The organism is Microbacterium oxydans (assembly GCF_006540085.1).
GTDB classification, from domain to species: domain Bacteria; phylum Actinomycetota; class Actinomycetes; order Actinomycetales; family Microbacteriaceae; genus Microbacterium; species Microbacterium oxydans.
In genome coordinates this window covers 107,698-126,705 of record NZ_BJOG01000007.1, presented here as the reverse complement: position 1 = coordinate 126,705, position 19,008 = coordinate 107,698, and the positions used below count along the sequence as shown (strand labels likewise).

Annotated in this window: 21 protein-coding genes; 14 read left to right on the top strand and 7 right to left on the bottom strand. The window is 69.3% G+C overall.

All coding sequences use genetic code 11. The features are described 5' to 3' along the window. Positions 1–63: 63 nt before the first annotated feature. Positions 64–1,521 (top strand): ABC transporter permease, encoded by a 1,458-nt coding sequence (locus tag MOX01_RS13780; RefSeq protein ID WP_141370158.1) that lies wholly within the window; start codon positions 64–66, stop codon positions 1,519–1,521. A 74-nt stretch (positions 1,522–1,595) separates the two neighbouring features. After that, positions 1,596–2,342, top strand: a complete 747-nt coding sequence (locus tag MOX01_RS13775; RefSeq protein WP_141370156.1) for an ABC transporter ATP-binding protein — start codon at positions 1,596–1,598, stop codon at positions 2,340–2,342. 84 nt (positions 2,343–2,426) lie between these two features. On the opposite strand, the gene gnd is transcribed toward MOX01_RS13775, so the two are convergent. Both gnd and MOX01_RS13765 read right to left on the bottom strand, forming a co-directional pair. Next, positions 2,427–3,881 carry an NADP-dependent phosphogluconate dehydrogenase gene (gene gnd, locus MOX01_RS13770; protein ID WP_058632437.1) on the bottom strand — a complete coding sequence of 485 codons (1,455 nt, stop codon included), beginning with the start codon at positions 3,879–3,881 and terminating at the stop codon, positions 2,427–2,429. A 58-nt stretch (positions 3,882–3,939) separates the two neighbouring features. Next, a complete protein-coding gene (locus tag MOX01_RS13765) occupies positions 3,940–4,860 on the bottom strand; it encodes an NAD(P)-dependent oxidoreductase (protein ID WP_061015233.1) in 921 nt (306 codons plus the stop codon). 98 nt (positions 4,861–4,958) lie between these two features. Here MOX01_RS13765 and MOX01_RS13760 point away from each other — a divergent pair, with 98 nt between their 5' ends. The 7 genes from MOX01_RS13760 (at position 4,959) to MOX01_RS13730 (ending at position 11,478) form a co-directional block, all read left to right on the top strand. Then, positions 4,959–6,017: a D-2-hydroxyacid dehydrogenase gene (locus MOX01_RS13760; protein WP_058632435.1), complete on the top strand. Its 1,059-nt coding sequence runs from the start codon at positions 4,959–4,961 to the stop codon at positions 6,015–6,017. Positions 6,018–6,070: 53 nt separating this feature from the next. Further along, positions 6,071–6,859 (top strand): IclR family transcriptional regulator, encoded by a 789-nt coding sequence (locus MOX01_RS13755; RefSeq protein ID WP_046748923.1) that lies wholly within the window; start codon positions 6,071–6,073, stop codon positions 6,857–6,859. Between the two features lie 145 nt (positions 6,860–7,004). Then, on the top strand, positions 7,005–8,423 hold the full coding sequence (locus tag MOX01_RS13750) for an MFS transporter (protein ID WP_046748924.1): 1,419 nt from the start codon (positions 7,005–7,007) through the stop codon (positions 8,421–8,423). Further along, on the top strand, positions 8,420–9,205 hold the full coding sequence (locus MOX01_RS13745) for an SDR family oxidoreductase (protein WP_141370154.1): 786 nt from the start codon (positions 8,420–8,422) through the stop codon (positions 9,203–9,205). Before MOX01_RS13750 ends, MOX01_RS13745 begins: the two co-directional genes overlap by 4 nt. Then, a complete protein-coding gene (locus tag MOX01_RS13740; protein ID WP_141370152.1) occupies positions 9,205–9,936 on the top strand; it encodes a fumarylacetoacetate hydrolase family protein in 732 nt (243 codons plus the stop codon). The genes MOX01_RS13745 and MOX01_RS13740 overlap by 1 nt, the downstream gene beginning before the upstream one ends. A gap of 16 nt (positions 9,937–9,952) precedes the next feature. Beyond that, positions 9,953–10,990, top strand: a complete 1,038-nt coding sequence (locus MOX01_RS13735) for an alcohol dehydrogenase catalytic domain-containing protein (RefSeq protein ID WP_141370150.1) — start codon at positions 9,953–9,955, stop codon at positions 10,988–10,990. After that, positions 10,987–11,478, top strand: a complete 492-nt coding sequence (locus MOX01_RS13730) for a gluconokinase (protein ID WP_141370148.1) — start codon at positions 10,987–10,989, stop codon at positions 11,476–11,478. Before MOX01_RS13735 ends, MOX01_RS13730 begins: the two co-directional genes overlap by 4 nt. Before the next feature lie 15 nt (positions 11,479–11,493). Here the strand turns inward: MOX01_RS13730 and MOX01_RS19505 are convergent, their stop codons facing one another. Next, positions 11,494–11,619: a hypothetical protein gene (locus MOX01_RS19505; RefSeq protein ID WP_017828452.1), complete on the bottom strand. Its 126-nt coding sequence runs from the start codon at positions 11,617–11,619 to the stop codon at positions 11,494–11,496. Between the two features lie 223 nt (positions 11,620–11,842). On the opposite strand from MOX01_RS19505, the gene MOX01_RS13725 reads away from it, so the two are divergent. Together MOX01_RS13725 and pth are read left to right on the top strand one after the other, a co-directional pair. After that, positions 11,843–12,457, top strand: coding sequence for a 50S ribosomal protein L25/general stress protein Ctc (locus MOX01_RS13725; protein WP_046748929.1), 615 nt, complete (start codon positions 11,843–11,845; stop codon positions 12,455–12,457). Between the two features lie 101 nt (positions 12,458–12,558). After that, on the top strand, positions 12,559–13,140 hold the full coding sequence (gene pth / locus MOX01_RS13720) for an aminoacyl-tRNA hydrolase (RefSeq protein WP_046748930.1): 582 nt from the start codon (positions 12,559–12,561) through the stop codon (positions 13,138–13,140). A gap of 27 nt (positions 13,141–13,167) precedes the next feature. Here the strand turns inward: pth and MOX01_RS19415 are convergent, their stop codons facing one another. Beyond that, a complete protein-coding gene (locus MOX01_RS19415) occupies positions 13,168–13,869 on the bottom strand; it encodes a hypothetical protein (protein WP_371861864.1) in 702 nt (233 codons plus the stop codon). A 13-nt stretch (positions 13,870–13,882) separates the two neighbouring features. After that, on the bottom strand, positions 13,883–14,887 hold the full coding sequence (trpS, locus tag MOX01_RS13710; RefSeq protein ID WP_082108702.1) for a tryptophan--tRNA ligase: 1,005 nt from the start codon (positions 14,885–14,887) through the stop codon (positions 13,883–13,885). Between the two features lie 45 nt (positions 14,888–14,932). On the opposite strand from trpS, the gene MOX01_RS13705 reads away from it, so the two are divergent. From MOX01_RS13705 to MOX01_RS13695, 3 genes are read left to right on the top strand one after another with little or no spacing between them, the layout of a single operon-like run. After that, entirely contained in the window at positions 14,933–15,577 is a 645-nt protein-coding gene (locus MOX01_RS13705) for an SRPBCC family protein (RefSeq protein WP_141370146.1), read from the top strand. Next, positions 15,574–16,257, top strand: a complete 684-nt coding sequence (locus tag MOX01_RS13700; RefSeq protein WP_113681699.1) for a DUF4166 domain-containing protein — start codon at positions 15,574–15,576, stop codon at positions 16,255–16,257. Before MOX01_RS13705 ends, MOX01_RS13700 begins: the two co-directional genes overlap by 4 nt. After that, positions 16,254–16,943: a DUF4166 domain-containing protein gene (locus MOX01_RS13695; protein WP_141370144.1), complete on the top strand. Its 690-nt coding sequence runs from the start codon at positions 16,254–16,256 to the stop codon at positions 16,941–16,943. Before MOX01_RS13700 ends, MOX01_RS13695 begins: the two co-directional genes overlap by 4 nt. On the opposite strand, the gene MOX01_RS13690 is transcribed toward MOX01_RS13695, so the two are convergent. Both MOX01_RS13690 and MOX01_RS13685 read right to left on the bottom strand, forming a co-directional pair. After that, a complete protein-coding gene (locus MOX01_RS13690) occupies positions 16,931–17,770 on the bottom strand; it encodes an exodeoxyribonuclease III (protein ID WP_174799788.1) in 840 nt (279 codons plus the stop codon). The two genes, MOX01_RS13695 and MOX01_RS13690, sit on opposite strands and share 13 nt — an antisense overlap. 10 nt (positions 17,771–17,780) lie before the next feature. Continuing rightward, a complete protein-coding gene (locus tag MOX01_RS13685; protein WP_058631792.1) occupies positions 17,781–18,989 on the bottom strand; it encodes a YihY/virulence factor BrkB family protein in 1,209 nt (402 codons plus the stop codon). Positions 18,990–19,008: the final 19 nt, after the last annotated feature.

Below are 19,008 nucleotides of genomic sequence, written 5' to 3'. Positions count from 1 at the left end.
TCCGCTTATGCGCGATTCCTAACGTCGATCTCGCCCCGCGATGGCCGCGGTGGAAGGAGAGAGATGTACGGAACATATCTGCGGCGCGAACTCGCCGGACGCAGGAAGCAGACCCTGATCGTCGCGATCGGGCTGGCGATCGCGATCGCACTGGTGATCGTGGTCAACGCCCTCACCGAGGGGGTGCGGGACGCCCAGGCGCAGGCTCTCGCGTCCGTCTACGGAGTCGGCACCGACCTCACGGTCACGGGCGCTGCCGCCGAGCCGGGCCAGGGGGAGGGGCCGCGCTTCGACTTCGATGCGGATGCCGGTGAGAGCGATGGTGAGACCACCACGCTCGCACAGTCCACGCTGCGAACCGACTTCCTGCGCGGCACCCTCGACTCGTCCGTGCTCGACACCGTCGCCGCGACCGACGGCGTCTCGGCGGCATCCGGGGCGCTGAGCCTCACGAACTCCACGTTCTCCGGCGAGGTGCCCAGCGGTGGATTCGCGCCGCAGGACGGCGAGCAGCCCGCCGCGCCGGAGGAAGGGCAGACGCCACCGGATGGCGCAGCGGGCGGCGGGGGCTCTTTCGGGGTGGACTCCTTCTCCGTGCTCGGCATCGATCCAGCTGCCACCGCCGTGGGACCGATGGCCTCGGCCACGGTCACGGACGGTCGCGGCCTCGACGCCGATGACGCCGAGGCACTGGTCGCCATGGTCGACAGCACGTACGCCTCCACGAACGGGATCACGGTCGGAGACACCATCGACGTGGCCGGCTCCGATGTGGAGGTCGTCGGGATCCTCGGATCCACGTCCGACAGTGCGGACACGGCGGCGAACGTGTATCTGCCGCTGCGCACAGCGCAGACGCTCGCCGGAGTCGACGACGTGATCTCCACCGTGTACGTCCAGGCCGATTCGGCCGCTTCGATCGATGCGGTCCAGTCCGCGCTCGCCGAAGAGCTCCCTGACGCCACCGTCACGTCGCAGTCCGAGCTCGCCTCGACGGTGTCGGGTTCCCTCTCCAGCGCCACGACGCTGATCACGAACCTCGGCACCTGGCTCTCCGTCATCGTCCTCGCCGTCGCTCTGCTGCTCTCCGTGCTGCTCACCCTCTCGGGCGTGGGCCGTCGCACCAGGGAGTTCGGAACCCTCAAGGCGATCGGCTGGTCGAACGGGCGGGTCGTTCGCCAGGTCGCGGGCGAGTCGATGGTGCAGGGACTCATCGGGGGAGCCGCGGGCCTCGTCCTGGGTGTCATCGGCATCGTGCTCATCAACGTCCTGCGTCCCACCGTCGCTGCGAGCGGGGGAAGTCAAGCAGGTCCTGGCGGCATGGGCGGTGGCCCGACCGGAGGCGGGGCGGTGTTCCAGGGACAGCAGACGGCGGACATCGTGCTCCAGGCACCTTTCACGCCGGGGGTGCTGCTGGCCGCCGTCGGACTCGCCGTGCTCGGCGGTGTCGTCGCCGGAGCGTTCGGCGGCTGGAGGGCCGCCCGTCTCCGTCCCGCCGAGGCGCTGCGCTCGGTCGCATGATCAGGTCTCGGGCGAACGATGAGCGACCGAACCCGACATCCCCGCAGAAGGACACCCCAGAGAAGGAGAAGACCATGATCACGGCAGACCTCGCACCGACGGCGCCGACAGACGGGAGGGAGCAACCGCTCTACCGTGTCACGGGCGTCACCCGGACGTACACGCAGAAGGGGCGCATCGTGAAAGTGCTGACGGGCGTGGACCTCGACATCATGTCCGGCGAGTTCGTCACGATCCAGGGCCCCACCGGAGGGGGCAAGTCGACCCTGCTGCAACTGCTCGGCGCCCTCGACACACCCTCCACCGGATCGCTTCTGCTGGACGGCAGCGAACTCGCGTCCGCTTCGAGCGCCGAGCTCACCTGGATCAGGGCGGAGGAGATCGGCTTCGTGTTCCAGGGGTTCAACCTGATCCCGACTCTCACCGCCACCGAGAACGTCGACATGGCGCTCGAGCCGCTGGGGGTCGACAGGGCCGAGCGACGCGCCAGGGTCGCGGAGGCTCTTGCCCACGTCGGTCTCGACGACAGAGGTGACCATCTGCCGGCGGAGCTCTCCGGAGGGCAGCAGCAGCGGGTCGCCATCGCGCGTGCCCTCGTCAAGAAGCCGCGAGTGCTGCTCGCCGACGAGCCGACGGGCAACCTCGATGAGAGCATGCGGGACGAGATCCTGGCGCTGCTCGAATCGCTGTGCGCCGAGGGGATCACGGTCATCGTGGTGACCCACGACTCGGCGGTGGCGCGGCGAGCGACCCGGCGTCTCCGTCTCGCGAAGGGCACGGTGCGCGACATCACGAGGGAGGGGCTCGCTGCGGCGCCGTGAGCGGCGAGCCGTCGTGACCCGCGGGGGTCATGATGCACGAAGGGCCGGGTACCTCGCGGTACCCGGCCCTTCGTCGACGGGACGTCAGTGCGTGTCTTCCGCCTCGATCTCGGTGCGGTCACCCGACCACAGCGTGTGGAAGGTGCCCGGCTTGTCGATGCGCTTGTAGGTGTGCGCGCCGAAGAAGTCGCGCTGTCCCTGCACGAGAGCGGCAGGCAGGCGATCGGCGCGGATGCCGTCGTAGTACGACAGCGACGACGAGAACGCCGGAGCCGGGATGCCCGCCTGCGCTGCGGTCACCACGACGCGACGCCACGACGACTGCGCCCGGGTGAACGCCTCGGCGAAGTAGGGTGCGGTCATCAGCACGGGGAGGTCGGGGGTCGCCGCGTAGGCATCGGCGATGCGGTTGAGGAACTGCGCACGGATGATGCAGCCGCCGCGCCAGATCTTGGAGATCGCGCCGAGGTCGATGTTCCAGCCGTACTCGGCCGCGCCGGCGCGGATCTCGTCGAAGCCCTGCGAGTAGGCGACGATCTTCGACGCATACAGTGCCAGGCGCACGTCCTCGATGAACTGCTCGGTGTCTTCGGCCGAGACCGTGAACTCCTCGTCGGGGCCGGGAAGGCCGCCGGCGACGGCGCGCTGCTCGGGGTGCGATGACAGCGAGCGGGCGAACGTGGCCTCGGCGATGCCCGACACCGGTACGCCGAGCGACAGCGCGGTCTGCACGGTCCAGGCGCCGGTGCCCTTGGCTCCCGCCTGGTCGAGGATCACGTCGACGAGCGGCTTGCCGGTCTCGGCGTCCACCTGGCGGAGCACCTCGGCCGTGATCTCGATCAGGTACGACTCGAGCTCGCCCCTGTTCCACTCGGCGAAGATCTCGGCGATCTCGGCGGGCGACTTGCCGGTGCCGCGGCGGATGAGGTCGTAGGCCTCGGCGATGAGCTGCATGTCGGCGTACTCGATGCCGTTGTGCACCATCTTGACGAAATGACCGGCGCCGTCGTGGCCGACGTGGGTGACGCAGGGCTCGCCTTCGGCGATCGCCGCGATGGACTTGAGGATCGGCCCGAGGGTGACCCACGACTCGTCCGAGCCGCCCGGCATGATCGAGGGTCCGGTGAGGGCGCCCTCCTCGCCGCCGGAGATGCCGGCGCCGACGAAGTTGATGCCGGTCTCGCGGACGGCCTTCTCGCGACGGATGGTGTCGGGGAAATAGGCGTTGCCGCCGTCGACGATGATGTCGCCCGGTTCGAACACCTCGACCAGCGAGTCGATCACCGCATCGGTCGGACCCCCGGCCTTGACCATGATGATCGCGGTGCGCGGCTTCTGCAGCGAGTCGGCGAACTCCTGGTAGGTGCGGGCCGGTACGAAGCCGGCCTCGGGGTGCTCGTCGAGGAGCGTCTGGGTCTTCTCGTAGCTGCGGTTGAAGATCGCCACCGTGTTGCCCTCGCGGCTGGCGAGGTTGCGGGCGAGGTTCGAGCCCATGACGGCGAGTCCGACGACTCCGATGTTCGCTGATGCTTCGGGCACAGAAGGCTCCTCGAGATCGTGAAGAAGGGGTGGTTTCAGAGTATCGCTGTCCGGGAGGTCAGTGGCGACCTGTGTCGTGAGAGGCGATGTCGTGAGAGGCGATGTCGCGGGAGGCGATGAAGCGCCGCGACACCGCGATGTCGCGGTCTCCGAGCCCGGCGGCGACGAGTTCGTCGAAAGCCGCACGCAGGGTGGGGAGCAGTACGGGCGCGGTGCCGGTGGCCTCGGCGATGTCGGCGGCGAAGCCGAGGTCCTTCACCATGTACTGCGCGATGCCGCTGGGGGAGTCGTCACCGGTGACGAGCTTCTCGCGGCGACTGTCGAGCAGGCGCGATCCGGCGTATCCGCCCGAGAGCAGCGACCAGAGCGCATCGAGGTCGAGTCCCGAGCGCTCGGCGAGCACCGTGGCTTCACCGAGCGCCATGATCGTGGCGGAGACCACGAGCTGGTTGCAGGCCTTGGCGACCTCGCCCGCGCCCAGCGGGCCGAGCAGCACAGGGTTGCCGCAGGGGGCGAGCACCTCGGCGGCGATCGCCGCGTCCTCCTGGTCCCCTCCGAGCATGATCGAGAGGGTTCCGGCGATCGCACCGTCCTCACCGCCGGAGACAGGGCAGTCGACGACTCGCACCCGTCCCTGCGTCTGTGCGCCCACCCGCTCCGCGAGCGCGCGCACGGCCGGCGCCGACGACGTGGACCCGATCAGGATGAGCAGGTCGCCGGCGTCGGCCAGCAACCCGTCCGGCCCGTCGAGCATGGCTTCGAAAGGGGGGAGGTCGGGCAGCATCATGAGAAGGACGTCTACTCTGGAGGCGAGTTCGCGTGGCGTCTCCGCCCAGGAGGCACCGGCAGCCAGCAGTTCCGGCTGAGGGCGGCGGGCATGGATGACGAGCCGACCGTGCGCGGCGAGCAGATGGTCCGCCATCGGGCGACCCATCGCGCCGAGGCCGACCACGCCGACGGTGGCAGGTGTGTTGCTCATGCGCACACCGTAGCAACAATCCAACAGATAGAACAGTGTCCAACAGGATGGAACTGGGCTAAGGTGAGTGATTCAGACTTCCCGAGGAGGGGACCAAGATGACGGGGACCGAGAAGAAGCTGCGTGCCGTCGTGGCGGTGCCGCTGCGGGAAGAGCTGTGCCGACTGATCGAGGAGCTCGAGCCGCGCCTCGAGGTGCTCCGCGACCACGATCTGATGCCGCCGATGCGGGGTCCTGCCGACTGGTCGGGTGATCCTCAGTACACGCGCACGCCGGAGCAACAGCAGGCCTTCGATGCGCTGGTCGATTCCGCAGACGTGCTCTTCGGGATCCCCGATGTCGACGCGGGGGCTCTGGCTCGCACGGTGGCTGCGAACCCGCGGCTGCGCTGGGTCATGACGACCGCGGCCGGGGGTGGAGCCTCGGTCAAGGCTGCCGGCCTCGACCGTTCCCAGCTCGACCGTGTGGTCTTCACCACCAGCGCCGGCGTGCACGGCGGCCCGCTCGCGGAGTTCGCGGTGTTCGGGGTCATGGCCGGTGCGAAGAACCTCCCGCGCCTCCTCGCCGACCAGGGAACGCGCACCTGGCCGGATCGCTGGGAGATGCGTCAGCTCGACGAGATGACGGTCCTGGTCGTCGGTCTCGGCGGCATCGGCTCGGAATGCGCACGGCGCTTCCATGCGCTCGGCGCGCGGGTGTGGGGCACGACGCGCTCGGGTGAGCCGGTGGCGGGTGTGGATCGTCTCGTGCCGTTGGGCGAGCTGACCGAGGCCGTGGCCGGTGTCGACGCGATCGTCGTCACCCTTCCCGGCACGGCGCAGACGCACCATCTGATCGGCGCCGACGTGCTCGAGGCCGTCAAGCCCGGTGCGATCATCGCCAACGTGGGCCGCGGCACCGTTATCGACGAGGTCGCGCTGCTCGGCGCGCTCGACGATGGTCGCGTGGCCTTCGCCGCCCTCGACGTGTTCGAGCAGGAGCCGCTCGATGCCGCCTCGCCGCTGTGGGGGCACCCGAACGTGCTGGTGAGCCCGCACACCGCAGCCCTCAGCTCCAAGGAGGAGGAGCGGATCGCTCGACGCTTCGCGGAGAACGCGGCACGCCTGCTGGACGGCGAGCCGCTGGCCGCCGTGGTCGATACGGTCGAGTTCTACTGATCGACCTGCAGGTCTTCACCGCCTGAGGGATCCCGAGCGCGAAAGGCGCGGCCATGGATGACGACACCCGCGAGGGGCGAGACCCCGCACCCGCCGTGACCCGCAGCATCCGCCTGCTCGGGATCCTCGCCGAGGCCGGTGGCCCGCGCACGCTCACCGAGCTGGCCGGGGACCTGGGACTGGCGAAGTCGTCGACCGCGAACCTCTGTCTCGCGCTCGAGGCCGGCGGCATGGTCGACCGCACGCCGCAGGGTTACCGCCTCGGCGTGCGCACCGCCGAACTGGGTGGCGCGTTCGCCGCGCAGTTCAACCAGGTGCGGGAGTTCTACAGCGTGTGCGAGGCCTCGCCGCAGCTCGCCTCCGAACTGGTGCAGGTCGCTATGCTCGACGGCACGGACGCGTTGTACCTCGCCCGTCACGAGGGCTCGCGCTCGCTCCGTCTCGGCACCCCGCTCGGGTCTCGTCTCCCGGCCCCGCTGTCGGCGACCGGACGCGCGCTCCTCGCCGCGATGAGCGACGACGAGGTGACCGAACTCCTCGGTGCTGACGCCGTCTTCCCGCAGCTCACCGAGCGCAGCGCGACCACCATGTCGGGGCTTCTCGAGGTGCTCGCCACAGCCCGCCGCAGAGGCTGGGCGCTGGACGCGGAGGAATCCTTCCGCGGCATCGTCGGCGTGGCCGTGCCCCTGGAGGGGTGGGCGCCGACCGATCCGCCGCTCGCGCTCGGTGTCGCGATCCGTGCGGCCGAGGCCGACTACGAGCGGATCGAGCGTGTGGGCGAGGCACTGCGGGAGGCCGCCGCCGCGCTCACGAATCCGTTCAGCGCTGCCGTCCGACGCTGACCTCCCCGGACGCGCCGCCGCCCTCCTGAGGGGTGGCGATTCTTCGTGCGCGAGAAAGCGGGCCACAACCCGTCCAAAGGGTTGAACGGAATTCAACAGGCTGGTACAGTCGTCATCACGCCGCAGGCGAAGCCGATCGAAGGAGATGGCCGTGACAGACCCCCGCACCTCAGCCCGAGCAGCGTCGGACGACCCGGAATACGCGGCGAATCTGCGCCGCGCGACGCTCGCGTCGAGCATCGGCAGCGCGCTGGAGTACTTCGACTTCGCGCTCTACGGCCTCTCGACCGCCCTGATCTTCAACGTCCTGTTCTTCCCCCAGGACGACCCGGCCATGGCGACGGTCGCCGCGTTCGCGACCTTCGGCGTCGGATTCCTGGCGCGTCCCTTCGGTGGACTGTTCTTCGGTGTCCTGGGCGACAAGCTGGGACGCAAGTGGGTGCTGGTCGCGACCATCGTGCTGATGGGTGGAGCCTCCACGGCGATCGGGTTGCTTCCCACGTACGCCGCGATCGGCGTGTGGGCGCCGATCCTGCTGGTGCTGATGCGACTGCTGCAGGGCTTCGGTGCCGGTGCAGAGCAGGCAGGGGCGACCGTGCTGATGGCCGAGTACGCGCCGGTGAAGCGCCGCGGCTTCTTCTCGGCTCTTCCGTTCGTCGGCATCCAGGCGGGCACGCTGCTCGCCGCGGTCGTCTTCGGCCTGATCACCCTGCTCCCCGAGGACCAGCTGCTGAGCTGGGGATGGCGCGTGCCGTTCCTCGCCTCCTTCGCGCTGATCCTGCTGGCGCTGTTCATCCGGATGCGGCTGCGGGAGACGCCGACGTTCGTCGAACTCGAGAAGCACGAGCAGATCGCCGATCGTCCGATCCGGGAGATCTTCACGCATGGTCTCCCCGGCGTGATCGTGGGCGTCGGGCTGCGCATGGCGGAGAACGGCGGCTCGTACATGTTCCAGACGCTCGGCCTCGCCTTCTTCGTGACGGTGGTCGGCGACACCGCCGACAAGAGCCTGCTCACCTGGGGCGTCACCCTCGGCTCGCTGATCGGCGTCTTCTCCGTGCCGTTCACAGGGCACCTGTCCGACCGCTTCGGCCGCCGCACGGTGTACCGGTTCGGTGCGGTCTTCATGCTCGTCTACACGTTCCCCGCATGGTGGCTCCTGTCGCTCGGGAACTACGCCATCGCGATCGGCGTGATCGCGATCGGCATCGGCGTGGCGGTGAACAGCATGCTCGGACCGCAGTGCGCCATGCTCCCCGAACTCTTCGGAAACCGTCACCGGTACCTCGGCGTCGCCATGGCCCGCGAGATATCCGCCGTGCTCGCCGGCGGCCTCGCCGGTGTCCTCGGCGCGTACCTGATCGCGGTCAGCGACGGCAACTGGGTGCTGCTGGCCATCTACATGGCGGTGCTCGCTCTCATCACGACCGCATCGACGTTCCTCGCTCCCGAGACCCTCCGTCGCGACCTCACCCGCGTCGACGACGCGATCAAGGTCTCGCGCGCCGAGGCCGGCGACGACGTGTTCGCCACCACCGTCTCGATCAAGGCCGTGGGGCGATGACGGCATTGCCTGCGGGACTGGCCGCCTTCGATCTCACGGGGAGGACGGCGCTGGTCACCGGGTCGAGCCAGGGCATCGGGAAGACGCTCGCCGCGGGGCTGGCCGGAGCCGGAGCGACCGTCGTCGTGCACGGGCGCGATGCGGCGAAGGCGCACGCGTCGGCGAGGGAGATCTCCCGCACGACCGGGGCCGACGTGCACAGCGTCGTCTTCGACGTGACCGATGCTGCAGCGGTCGACGAGGGGATGAACGCGGTCGAACGGCTGGTCGGCGCCCCTGACATCCTCGTCAACAACGCCGGTGTCCAACGACGCGCGCCCATCGCCGAGTTCGCGGACGCGGACTGGGATGCACTCGTGCAGACCAACCTGTCCAGCGTCTTCCACCTGTCACGTCGGGTCTCCGCCGGGATGATCGCGCGCGGTTCGGGCAAGATCATCCAGATCGGCAGTGTCCAATCTCAGCTCGCCCGTCCCTCGATAGCGGCGTATGCGGCGACCAAGGGCGCGATCGTGATGTTCACGAAGGGCCTGTGCGCCGACCTCGCCCCGCACGGCATCCAGGCCAACGCGATCGCCCCCGGGTACTTCGCCACCGAGCTCACGAAGGCGCTCGTCGCCGACGAGCAGTTCTCGGACTGGGTGCGCGGACGGACCCCCGCCGGTCGGTGGGGAGACACCGAGGATCTCGTCGGCGCTCTGCTGTTCCTTGCGAGCTCCGCGAGCGACTTCGTCAACGGGCAGACGCTGTTCGTCGACGGCGGCATGACGGCGGTCGTCTGATGCGCATCGGTCGCGTCGCCGCACCCTGTGGCCCCGTGTGGGTGCGGGACGGCACCCACGGCCCGGTGCCGATCACCGACCCCTTCGCGGCCTTCGCCGTCGGGACCGAGCCGGGAGACATCGGCGAGACCGTCGAGGGGACCGTCATCGCGCCGGTCGATCCGGTCGTCATCATCGGCATCGCCCAGAACGGCCCTGACCACGCCTCGCCGGTGCAGGCGTGGCTCAAGAGCCCGCGCACCGTGGTCGGCAGCGGGGTGACGGTGACGCTGCGCCGCGACGCCGGTGCACAGGTGGCTGAGGGCGAGATCGCCGTCGTGATCGGACGCCCGACCGCAGGGCTGACGGCGCAGAACGCGCAGGAGTACGTCCTCGGCGTCACCGCCGTGAACGACCTCTCCAGTCCCGAGCGTGCCGAGGTCGACCCGCGCAACTTCGAGTCGAAGTCGGGGGAGGGCTACACCCCGCTCGGTCCCTGGATCGACACCGACGCAGGCATCGACGATGTGACGCTCGAGGTGGAGATCGACGGTCGCCGCGTCGCCGCCACCGGGAGCGCTCAGCTGCCGATGTCGATCCGGGAATGCCTCGCGTATGTGGCCGCGTGGTCACCGCTGGGTCCCGGGGACGTCATCATGACCGGCGCGCCGCACTCCCAGGCGGTCGTGGCGCCAGGACAGACCGTGACCGTCGATGTGGCGGGCATCCGATTGGTCACGCCCTTCGTGTGACCGGGGAAGGAGCGTGGTGGAGAACCTCGCTGTGGTGGCGCATGCCGCCGACGATCTGCGGATCGAAGACATCGGTGCGCCGATGGCCCGACCGGACGAGGCCGTGGTCGACGTGGCCTTCGGGGGCGTCTGCGGGTCAGACCTCCACTACTGGCGGCACGGAGCCGCCGGGGCCTCCGTGCTGCGGGAGCCGATGATCCTCGGGCACGAGGTGTCCGGTGTCGTGACGGTCGCCGCAGCCGACGGCTCGGGGCCGGCAGTCGGCACGCCCGTGGCCGTCCGCCCGCTCACCGCGCACGGGGACGGGCGCACACCCTGGCCGGCCGAGCATCCCAACCTCGCACCGGCATCGACGTATCTCGGGTCGGCGATGCACCTGCCTCACACTCAGGGGGCCTTCGCCCGTCGCGTGGCGCTCCCCGCGCGGATGCTGCACGCTCTCCCCACCGGCCTCGATCTGCGCACGGCGGCGTTGGCCGAACCTGCCGCGGTCGCCTGGCACGGTGTGCGGCGAGCCGGCGACGTCCGAGGTCGCAGCGTCGTGGTCATCGGCGCCGGACCCATCGGCCAACTCGTCGCGGCCGTCGCCCAGCGGGAGGGGGCCAGCTCCGTGACGGTCACCGATCTGCAGCAGCTGCCGCGGGAGGTCGCCGAAGCGCGTGGCATCCTGTCGATCGACGCCAGGGCGGAGAGCGAGATCTCCGAGCTGCACGCCGATGTCGTGATCGAATCCAGCGGCACCGTCCCCGGTCTCGCGGCCGCCGTCTCCGCCGCCGTCCGCGGGGGCGTGGTGGTGATGCTGGGGCTGCAGCGCGGGGGCGACGTGCCGGCGCCGATGGCCACCGCGATCACGCGCGAACTCACCCTGCGCGGATCGTTCCGCTTCGGGGCGGAGTTCGACGAGGTCATCGCCGCTCTCGCCGACGGCAGCCTCGACGTGCGCGGTATCATCAGCCACGTGCTGCCGGTCGACGATGCGCTCGAGGCGTTCGCACGGGCCGCCGACCCTGCGAGCTCCTGCAAGGTGCTCATCGACTTCGGAAGAGGCGCATGAGCGTGCGCATCGTGGTGATGGGTCCGAGTGGCTCCGGCAAGTCGACGGTGGGCGCGTGCCTGGCCGACTCTCTCGGAGCGCGGTTCATCGACGGCGATGACCTGCATCCGCCGGAGAACGTCGGCAAGATGGCCGCTGGAGTTCCGCTGGACGATGCGGATCGACAGCCCTGGCTCCGCCTCGTCGGGAAGACCCTCCAGGCGGAGGAGCGCGTCGTCGTCGCGTGCTCAGCCCTTCGACGCGTCTATCGCGACCTCATCAGAGACGAGGCGCCGGAGGCATTCTTCGCCGAACTGGCGATCGGTCGCGACGTCCTCGAGGAGCGGATGCGCCTGCGCGTGGATCACTTCATGCCGGCCGCACTGCTGGATTCCCAGCTGCAGACCCTCGAGTCGCTCGATGCAGACGAAGAGGGCATAAGCATCGATGCGGAGGCGGATGTGCGGACCGCGTCCGCGCTGATCGCCGCGGCGGTGGGGCAGCGCTAGCGCCGCTGTCGCTCGTCAGTCCTTGCGGTAACCCGAGCGGCCCATCGCGAACAGCGCGATGAACGAGGTGACGGCCGCGCACACGGTCATGGCGCCGATCAGCCAGAGGAGTGCGTGCGAGAGGAAGGCGCCGTCGAGCATGGGGGTTCTCCGTGTTCTGCAGAAAAAGGACCGGTGTCCTCAGCCTATCGGGTCATCCGGTACCATTGAGGCTGTACCTCGGCGAGGGATGCTTCTGCGCGTGCGCGAACATCCGTTATCGACGCGGCGAAGCAAGCCCGGTGGCTTTCCTCCTGCGTCAGCGAGTTCGAAAATTCCAAGACCACCGCGCGGCGCCTTCGCTGCGTGCCCCGAAGGAGAACCCATGTCTGAAGACACCAAGGTCCAGGCCGAGCTCCGTGAGAGCTTCGGCAAGGGCTTCGCCCGCCGCCTCCGCGCCGCCGGCAAGATCCCCGCCGTCATCTACGGTCACGGCACGGAGCCGGTGCACGTCGCACTCCCCGGCCACCAGGTCTCGCTCATCCTGCGCCGCGCGAACGCGCTGCTCGAGCTCGACATCGAGGGCAAGTCCCAGCTCGCTCTGGTCAAGGACGTGCAGAAGGACCCGGTGCACCAGATCATCGAGCACATCGACCTGCTCGTCGTGAAGAAGGGCGAGAAGGTCGCCATCGACGTCCCGATCATCGTCACGGGCGAGTCCGCTCCCGGTACGATCGCGAACCTCGACGCCACCACCGTGTCGATCGAGGCCGAGGCCACGCACATCCCCCAGAACATCGAGGTCTCGGTCGAGGGCCTGGAAGAGGGCGCGCACATCACCGCCGCCGACGTGCAGCTCCCCAAGGGCTCCACGCTGCTCTCCGACCCCGAGGTGCTCGTCGTCGCGATCTCCGTGCCCGCCGCACCCGCGGAAGAGGACGAGGCGGAGACCGAAGGCGAGTCCGCCGATGAGGCGACCGAAGAGGCCGCCGCGGAGTGATCTCCGACTGATTCATCACAGAGGGGACGCGATCCGATCGCGTCCCCTCTGTCGTATCCTGACCGGGATGCTGCAGCCCCGGACAGGGAGAGGACGAGGACATGCCATCGACCTGGCTCGTGGTGGGGCTCGGCAACCCCGGCCCGCGGTATGAGAGCACTCGGCACAACATCGGACAGATGGTCGTCGATGAGCTCGCCTCGCGGCGTTCCGAGGCGTTCCGCGAGCACAAGGGGGGAGCGCGCGTCGTCGAGACCTGGCTGCGCCCTGGCGCGGACAAGCTGGTGCTCGCCAAGCCCAACACGTTCATGAACGTCTCGGGCACGCCGGTGGCAGCTCTGGCGCGGTTCTACTCGGTCCCCACCGAGCAGGTGGTCGTCGTGCACGACGAGCTCGACATCCCGTTCGACACCGTCAAGCTCAAGACGGGCGGCGGGCACGGAGGGCACAACGGTGTGCGCGACGTCGCCAGAGCGCTGGGCACGGCGGATTTCCCGCGCGTGCGAGTCGGCATCGGTCGTCCGATCGGGCGTCAGGATCCTGCGGACTGGGTGCTGGCACCCTTCGGCAAGGAAGAGCGGCCGAACCTGCCGATCCTCGTCTCGGATGCCGCCGATGCGGTCGAGCTGCTGGTCGACGAAGGACTCCTGGCGGCGCAGCAGAAACACCACGCGCCGCGCTGACGCGGCAGCTGCCTACCGGCAGTGCGGTCAGGCTGAGAAGTTCGACATCCCCGCAGCGGCGCCGGTCGTGAGAGCCACCACCAGTGCGATGAAAAAGATCACCGACGCCAGGACCGCCACCACGAGAGCGGCGATTCCTGCACCCCGGCCACGCTTCTTGGCGATCGCGATGATGCCGAGGACGATCGCGGCGACGCCGACGAGGGTCCCGAGCCAGAACGAGAGCTCCGCCCAGAGCACCTGATCCCGGACCGGGGTCAGCACCCGGAGGTCATCGGCGGTGACCGATGCGCCGTTGGGCAGGTACCGACCGATCTCGAACGCGCTGACGCTGACGACGATCGCCGGCACGACCGCCGCGACGAGAGCGAAGACCAGGGCGAGCGTCCCGAAGAGCCGCGAGGACGAGGGAGCCGGCGCGGTGGGCACCTGGTAGGCGCCGGAGGGAGCCGTGTAGCCGCCGACGGGCACCTGGTAGGCGCCGGGAGGGGCTGCGGGGTAGCCGGGGGCCGGGGCCGCGGGATAGCCGGCCGGTGCTGCCGGGGGATACGCGGGAGCCGCGGGAGGATACGTCGGAGCCGCCGGAGGATATGCGGGTGCGGCCGGCGGCGGGAACGCGCCGGCCGGGAAGTCCGTTGCCGGAGGCGCCGGCACCGCGGGCGGCACAGGCGGATCGGAGGGCACGGCGCCGGACGGGGGAGGCAGCTGCGGATCGGTCACGACCCCCATCCTAAGGCGAGCGTCAGACGCGCCGGAGCAGACCCACCCGGTCGTACACGTTCGAGAGCGTCTCGTCGGCGACGGCGTCGGCGCGTGCGGCGTTCTCGGCGAGGATGCGGTCGAGCTCCGCGGGGTCGTCGAGCAGCTCCAGAGCGCGCGCGCGCACCGGCTCGAACTCGTTCACGACGACCTCGGCGAGACCCTTCTTGAAATCGCCGTAGCCACGACCGGCGTACTCGTCCTCGATCGCCGGGATCTGGCGTCCGGTCAGCGCCGCGTAGATGGTCAGCAGATTCGAGACACCGGGCTTGTTCTCGCGGTCGAAGCGCACCGAGCCCTCGTTGTCGGTCACCGCGCGCATGACCTTCTTCGCCGACTTGGCCGGGTCGTCGAGCATCCACAGCACGCCGGCGTCGCTCTCGGCCGACTTCGACATCTTGGACGTCGGGTTCTGCAGGTCGTAGATGCGCGCCGTCTCCTTCTGGATGACCGGCATCGGAACGGTGAAGGTCTCTCCGAACCGCGAGTTGAAGCGCTCGGCGAGATCGCGCGTGAGCTCCACATGCTGCTTCTGGTCATCGCCGACCGGCACCACGTCGGTCTGGTAGAGCAGGATGTCGGCGGCCATGAGCACCGGATACGTGAACAGTCCCACGCTCGTCGAGTCGGCTCCGTAGCGCGACGACTTGTCCTTGAACTGCGTCATCCGCCCGGCCTCTCCGAAGCCGGTGATGGTGCTCAGGATCCACGCCAGCTCGGCATGCGCGCGCACATGGGACTGCACGTACAGGGTCGACAGCGACGGCTCGATGCCCGCGGCGATGTACTGCGCAGCGGTGCGGCGCGTCTTCTCGCGGAGCTCTGCCGGGTCCTGGGCCACCGTGATCGCGTGCAGGTCGACGACCGAGAAGTAGGCGTCGTAGGAGGTCTGCAGGTCCCGCCACTGGAGCAGCGCGCCGATGTAGTTGCCGATCTGGAGGGAGTCGGCGGAGGGCTGCATTCCGGAGTAAAGGCGAGGTCTCGTCACGGGATCAATCCTATGCGGTTCGTGCGGTGCCCCTACGATGGGCGCATGGCCTCCGCATCTCCCCGTCAACGGTCGCGGAAGGATCGGGCCCTCTACGTCGAGGTGCTGATCCGGGCTCCCCTGGACGAGGTGTGGCGGCTCACCCAGGACCCGGCCTCGCACGTGCGATGGGATGCGCGTTTCACGGACATCGCGCCGCAGCGCACCAGGGCGGACGGAGCACAGGAGTTCCGATACGAGCTCGATCTCCGGCTGCACACCATCCGCGGGACCGGCATCTCGCTGGCGACGAAGGAGAGCGCTGCGGGGGAGCGCACCTCCGCGTTGCTTTTCGATACCGAAGACGCGTTCTCGCCCCTGGGCACAGGGCGCGGATACTGGCGGTACGTGCCGACAGAGGACGGCGTGCGGTTCCTCACGGGCTACGACTACGCCCCAGGATGGGGCTGGATCGGACGAGCGCTCGATCCGCTCATCACCCGACGCTTCGTCTGGTGGCTGACCGCCAGGAGCTTCGACCGTCTCCGGCTGTGGGCAGAGGCGGGGATCCCGCCCGAGCAGACGAGTGGATGGAGGTCGTTGCGCCGAGGCCGACGTCCCCGTGCCCGCAATTGCCTCTCGCGCCCGCCCCGACATGGCGGACGCACCATCATGCAGGACGCGCCCGAGTCGCTCGAGGCCATCGGATGAGCGCGGGGCGGGGGATCTTCGAGCGTGCGCTGGGAGACGACTTCGCCCGGCTCCACCCCCAGCTGCAGCGACGATTCGGGGTCGGGGTGGATGCGGGATACGGCTGCATCGGACGCGGCGTGATGTCAGAGGTGCGTCGCGGACCGTGGTGGACGTTGCCTTTCCTGCTGGTCGGCACCTTCCGCAACATCCTGTTCCCCGAGCGCGGGAGCGAGGTGCCCTTCCGTATCGACAACCACGCGTATATCGACGACTTCGGGCGCGAGACCGTGACCTTCGTGCGGACCATGGATGTGCGGCCGGGGCGACGCCGCCGGTTCGACGCGACCATGATCTACAGCGACGCCCGCCGGAGGGTCGTCGACTACCTGGGCACCCATCAGCACCTCGCCGTCGACCTCGACCTGGAGGTGACCGACGACGGCGCACTCCTGCTCACCTCGGGCGCACAGCGCTTCTACGAGGGGCGGTTCGCCTTCCGGTTCCCGATGCTGTTCAGCGGTCGCGCCAGACTCCTCGAGCGCTACGACGATGAGCAGAAGCGGTACCTCATCGACCTGGAGATCCACAACGACGTCTTCGGGTTCCTGTTCGGCTACCGAGGCGCCTTCACGTGCGAGTTCGTCGAGGGGCCGGCACCGGCGACCGTGAAGCCCTACCGCGAGGAGGTGAGGGAGTGACCGCTCGCGGTGCGGCCTTCCTGGAGGCGCTGGGCGAGGAAGCCGAGCGGCTCCACCCCGAGATCCTCGCGCAGATGCGTGTCCACGCGGATCCGGGGCGACCGGACCTCGACAGCGCCGACGGCGTGTTCACCGTCGCCGGCAGCAGGTTCGGCCGGCTCTCCGTTCTCGCTCGCCCCGTCGTCGGGCCCGGTCTGCTCGTCACCCGGCTCGCGAGGCATGTGCCGTTCCGGATCGAGACCGCATCGGCACGCACATCCTCGGGCCGGGGCGTGCTCGCCACCGTCCGCGAGTTCCGCTTCCCCGGTGCGACGCAGTATGTCAGGGATCGGCTCTTCGCGACGGGGCATCCTGGGCTGGTCCAGAACGCACTGGGCGATCGAGGCCGGGTCGAGATGCTCGAGCATTGTTCGGTGACGTCGGACGGCGCGCTGCGGATGCGCACTCGTGCCGTCCGCCTGCGGTTCGGGCGGTTGCGCGTCCCGCTGCGTGGACCTCTTCGCGTCGACGTCGATCTCGTCGACGGCTGGGACGAGGTCCACGGTCGTCGCACGATCGACATGCAGGCAGTGAGCCCCCTGGTGGGAACAGTGCTGGAGTATCGCGGCTGGTACCGCTACGCGCCCGGCAACGGCCACGCCGTCACGGATGGCGACGGCGTGGCCGGCTCCGATCAGCAGCGGTAGTCGACGACCACCGGCGCGTGGTCGCTCCAGCGCTGGTCGTAGGCGGCGGCGCGCGCGACGTGATAGGTCTCCACGCGCTCCGCAAGAGCGGGCGTCGCCAAGTGGTAGTCGATGCGCCACCCGGAATCGTTGTCGAACGCCTGCCCACGCATCGACCACCAGGTGTAGGGGCCGTCGACCTCCCCGTGGAATGCCCGGCCGACGTCGATCCAGCCGAGGCCGGTGCCGACGGTGCCGTCGACACCCGAGACCTCCGTACCCGCCTCCCCGAGGAACCGGTCGAAGTAGGCGCGCTCGCGGGGCAGGAAGCCCGCCTTCTTGCGATTGCCGCGCCAGTTCTTGATGTCGAGCTCACGGTGGCCGACGTTGAGGTCACCGGTGACGAGCGCCAGCGCACCTTCGGTGTTGAGTTCGCCGAGACGGGTGCCGAAGGCGTCGAGGAACTTCCACTTCTCATCCTGCTTGGGCGTGTCGGCCTCTCCGGAGTGCACGTACGCGCTCACGACGGTGAGGGGGCGGTCGCCGATCAGGTAGTCGGCCTCGATCCAGCGGCCCTTGGAGTCGAAGTCGTCGGGGCCGAAATCGGTGCGCCAGGCGAGCGCGGGCGTGCGGCTGGCGATGGCGACGCCTGCCCGTCCCTTCGCTGTGGCCTCGTCGTGCACGAACGACCACCCGGGAAGCGCGGCCTCCAGATGCTCGTCCTGCCCGCGGACCTCCTGGAGCGTGAGGATGTCGACGCCCGCCTCGTCCAACCAGGAGCTCATCCCGTTGCGAGCCGCCGCTCGGATTCCGTTGACATTGACCGAGGCGATACGCAGATGAGGCATGGTCCCCAGCCTAACGAGGGTCGCCGACATCCCGTCCGGAGCGGTGGTTCAACTCGGCCAGCAGGCGTCGAGCGAGCGGCGTGCTCATGTCCGCCGGCGGGGGAGGGGAGGCCTCGAGGTCGTGAAGTTCATCCTCCGCATCGCGCAATGCCCGTCCCGCGGCCCACGCCCGATACCAGGGCGCGTCGAGTCGGGCCGCACGGGCGTCACGTACGCGGATGCGGGCGGCGGTCAGGAGGGTCTGGTACTCGGCCACGCGGCGTTCCGCTTCGGTCTGCTCCAGGAGGGGTTGATCGCGATCCTGTGCGGCGACCGCGATCCAGGACGAGGCGACCAGCATGACCACGCCGTTGATGCGGAACCAGAGCAGGAGACCGATGAAGATGGCGAACGTGGCGAGCAGCGGGTTGGAGGGCGTGTAGCTGAGGAGGAAGCCGGCACCGAACTGCAGGATCGTCATCGCTCCACCGCCCAGGAGAGCGCCGGGCCAGATCGTCCCCCAGTGCAGTGAGGTGCCGGTGAGGAAGCGGACCATCGCCGCCAGCGCGCCCGACATCAGTGCGAACGACACGATGACCGCGCCGATGCGGATCAGGATGACGCCGTTGGAACCGGAGTCCCAGCCCAGGAGGCCGAGGAGCCAGCTCAGGACGGCGGCGCTCGCGGAGCTGAGGATCGATCCGGCCACCAGCGAGGCTCCGAAGATCACCGCGGCGAGGAGGTCGCGCGCCTTCAGGATCACGTAGCTGCGGCGATCGGGCGGCAGGCCGAAGATGTCTCTGGTCGCGCGCCGCGAGAAGGTGACCCAGCCGATCGCCGTCCAGATCACGGTGCCCAGGGCGATCAGACCGGTGATGCTCAGCACACCGGTCGTGCTCGAGGCGATCTCCTGCACCTGCTCCGGTGTGATCACCCCGCCCTCGGGCTGGATGAGGTTCGGTATGTAGCTGTTGATCATCGCGATCAGACCGTTCACCGCGTCTTCACTGCCACCGAGCCAGAGACCGGCGATCGCGAAGGCGAGGTAGATGGCCGCGAAGATCGCGAACAGCGCCTGGTAGCTCACACCCGCGGCGAGGAGGAACCCGTTGTGCTGGAGGAAGTGCCGCCACACGCGAACGGGGAACAGCCCGAGGGTGCGCTGAGTGAGCGCTGAGGCGCGTTCGACAGCGGCATCGAGACGACCGGACTCGGTCGTGGAGCCATCGGGATCAGCCACGGTCCCACCCTATCCAAGC

Bases quoted from the DNA above. Each gene is read 5' to 3' on its own strand.
- MOX01_RS13780 (WP_141370158.1), top strand. From the start codon at position 64: ATGTACGGAACATATCTGCGGCGCGAACTCGCCGGACGCAGGAAGCAG.
- MOX01_RS13775 (WP_141370156.1), top strand. From the start codon at position 1,596: ATGATCACGGCAGACCTCGCACCGACGGCGCCGACAGACGGGAGGGAG.
- MOX01_RS13765 (WP_061015233.1), bottom strand. From the start codon at position 4,860: ATGAGCAACACACCTGCCACCGTCGGCGTGGTCGGCCTCGGCGCGATG.
- MOX01_RS13760 (WP_058632435.1), top strand. From the start codon at position 4,959: ATGACGGGGACCGAGAAGAAGCTGCGTGCCGTCGTGGCGGTGCCGCTG.
- MOX01_RS13755 (WP_046748923.1), top strand. From the start codon at position 6,071: ATGGATGACGACACCCGCGAGGGGCGAGACCCCGCACCCGCCGTGACC.
- MOX01_RS13750 (WP_046748924.1), top strand. From the start codon at position 7,005: ATGGCCGTGACAGACCCCCGCACCTCAGCCCGAGCAGCGTCGGACGAC.
- MOX01_RS13745 (WP_141370154.1), top strand. From the start codon at position 8,420: ATGACGGCATTGCCTGCGGGACTGGCCGCCTTCGATCTCACGGGGAGG.
- MOX01_RS13740 (WP_141370152.1), top strand. From the start codon at position 9,205: ATGCGCATCGGTCGCGTCGCCGCACCCTGTGGCCCCGTGTGGGTGCGG.
- MOX01_RS13730 (WP_141370148.1), top strand. From the start codon at position 10,987: ATGAGCGTGCGCATCGTGGTGATGGGTCCGAGTGGCTCCGGCAAGTCG.
- MOX01_RS19505 (WP_017828452.1), bottom strand. From the start codon at position 11,619: ATGCTCGACGGCGCCTTCCTCTCGCACGCACTCCTCTGGCTGATCGGC.
- MOX01_RS13725 (WP_046748929.1), top strand. From the start codon at position 11,843: ATGTCTGAAGACACCAAGGTCCAGGCCGAGCTCCGTGAGAGCTTCGGC.
- pth (WP_046748930.1), top strand. From the start codon at position 12,559: ATGCCATCGACCTGGCTCGTGGTGGGGCTCGGCAACCCCGGCCCGCGG.
- MOX01_RS19415 (WP_371861864.1), bottom strand. From the start codon at position 13,869: ATGGGGGTCGTGACCGATCCGCAGCTGCCTCCCCCGTCCGGCGCCGTG.
- MOX01_RS13705 (WP_141370146.1), top strand. From the start codon at position 14,933: ATGGCCTCCGCATCTCCCCGTCAACGGTCGCGGAAGGATCGGGCCCTC.
- MOX01_RS13700 (WP_113681699.1), top strand. From the start codon at position 15,574: ATGAGCGCGGGGCGGGGGATCTTCGAGCGTGCGCTGGGAGACGACTTC.
- MOX01_RS13690 (WP_174799788.1), bottom strand. From the start codon at position 17,770: ATGCCTCATCTGCGTATCGCCTCGGTCAATGTCAACGGAATCCGAGCG.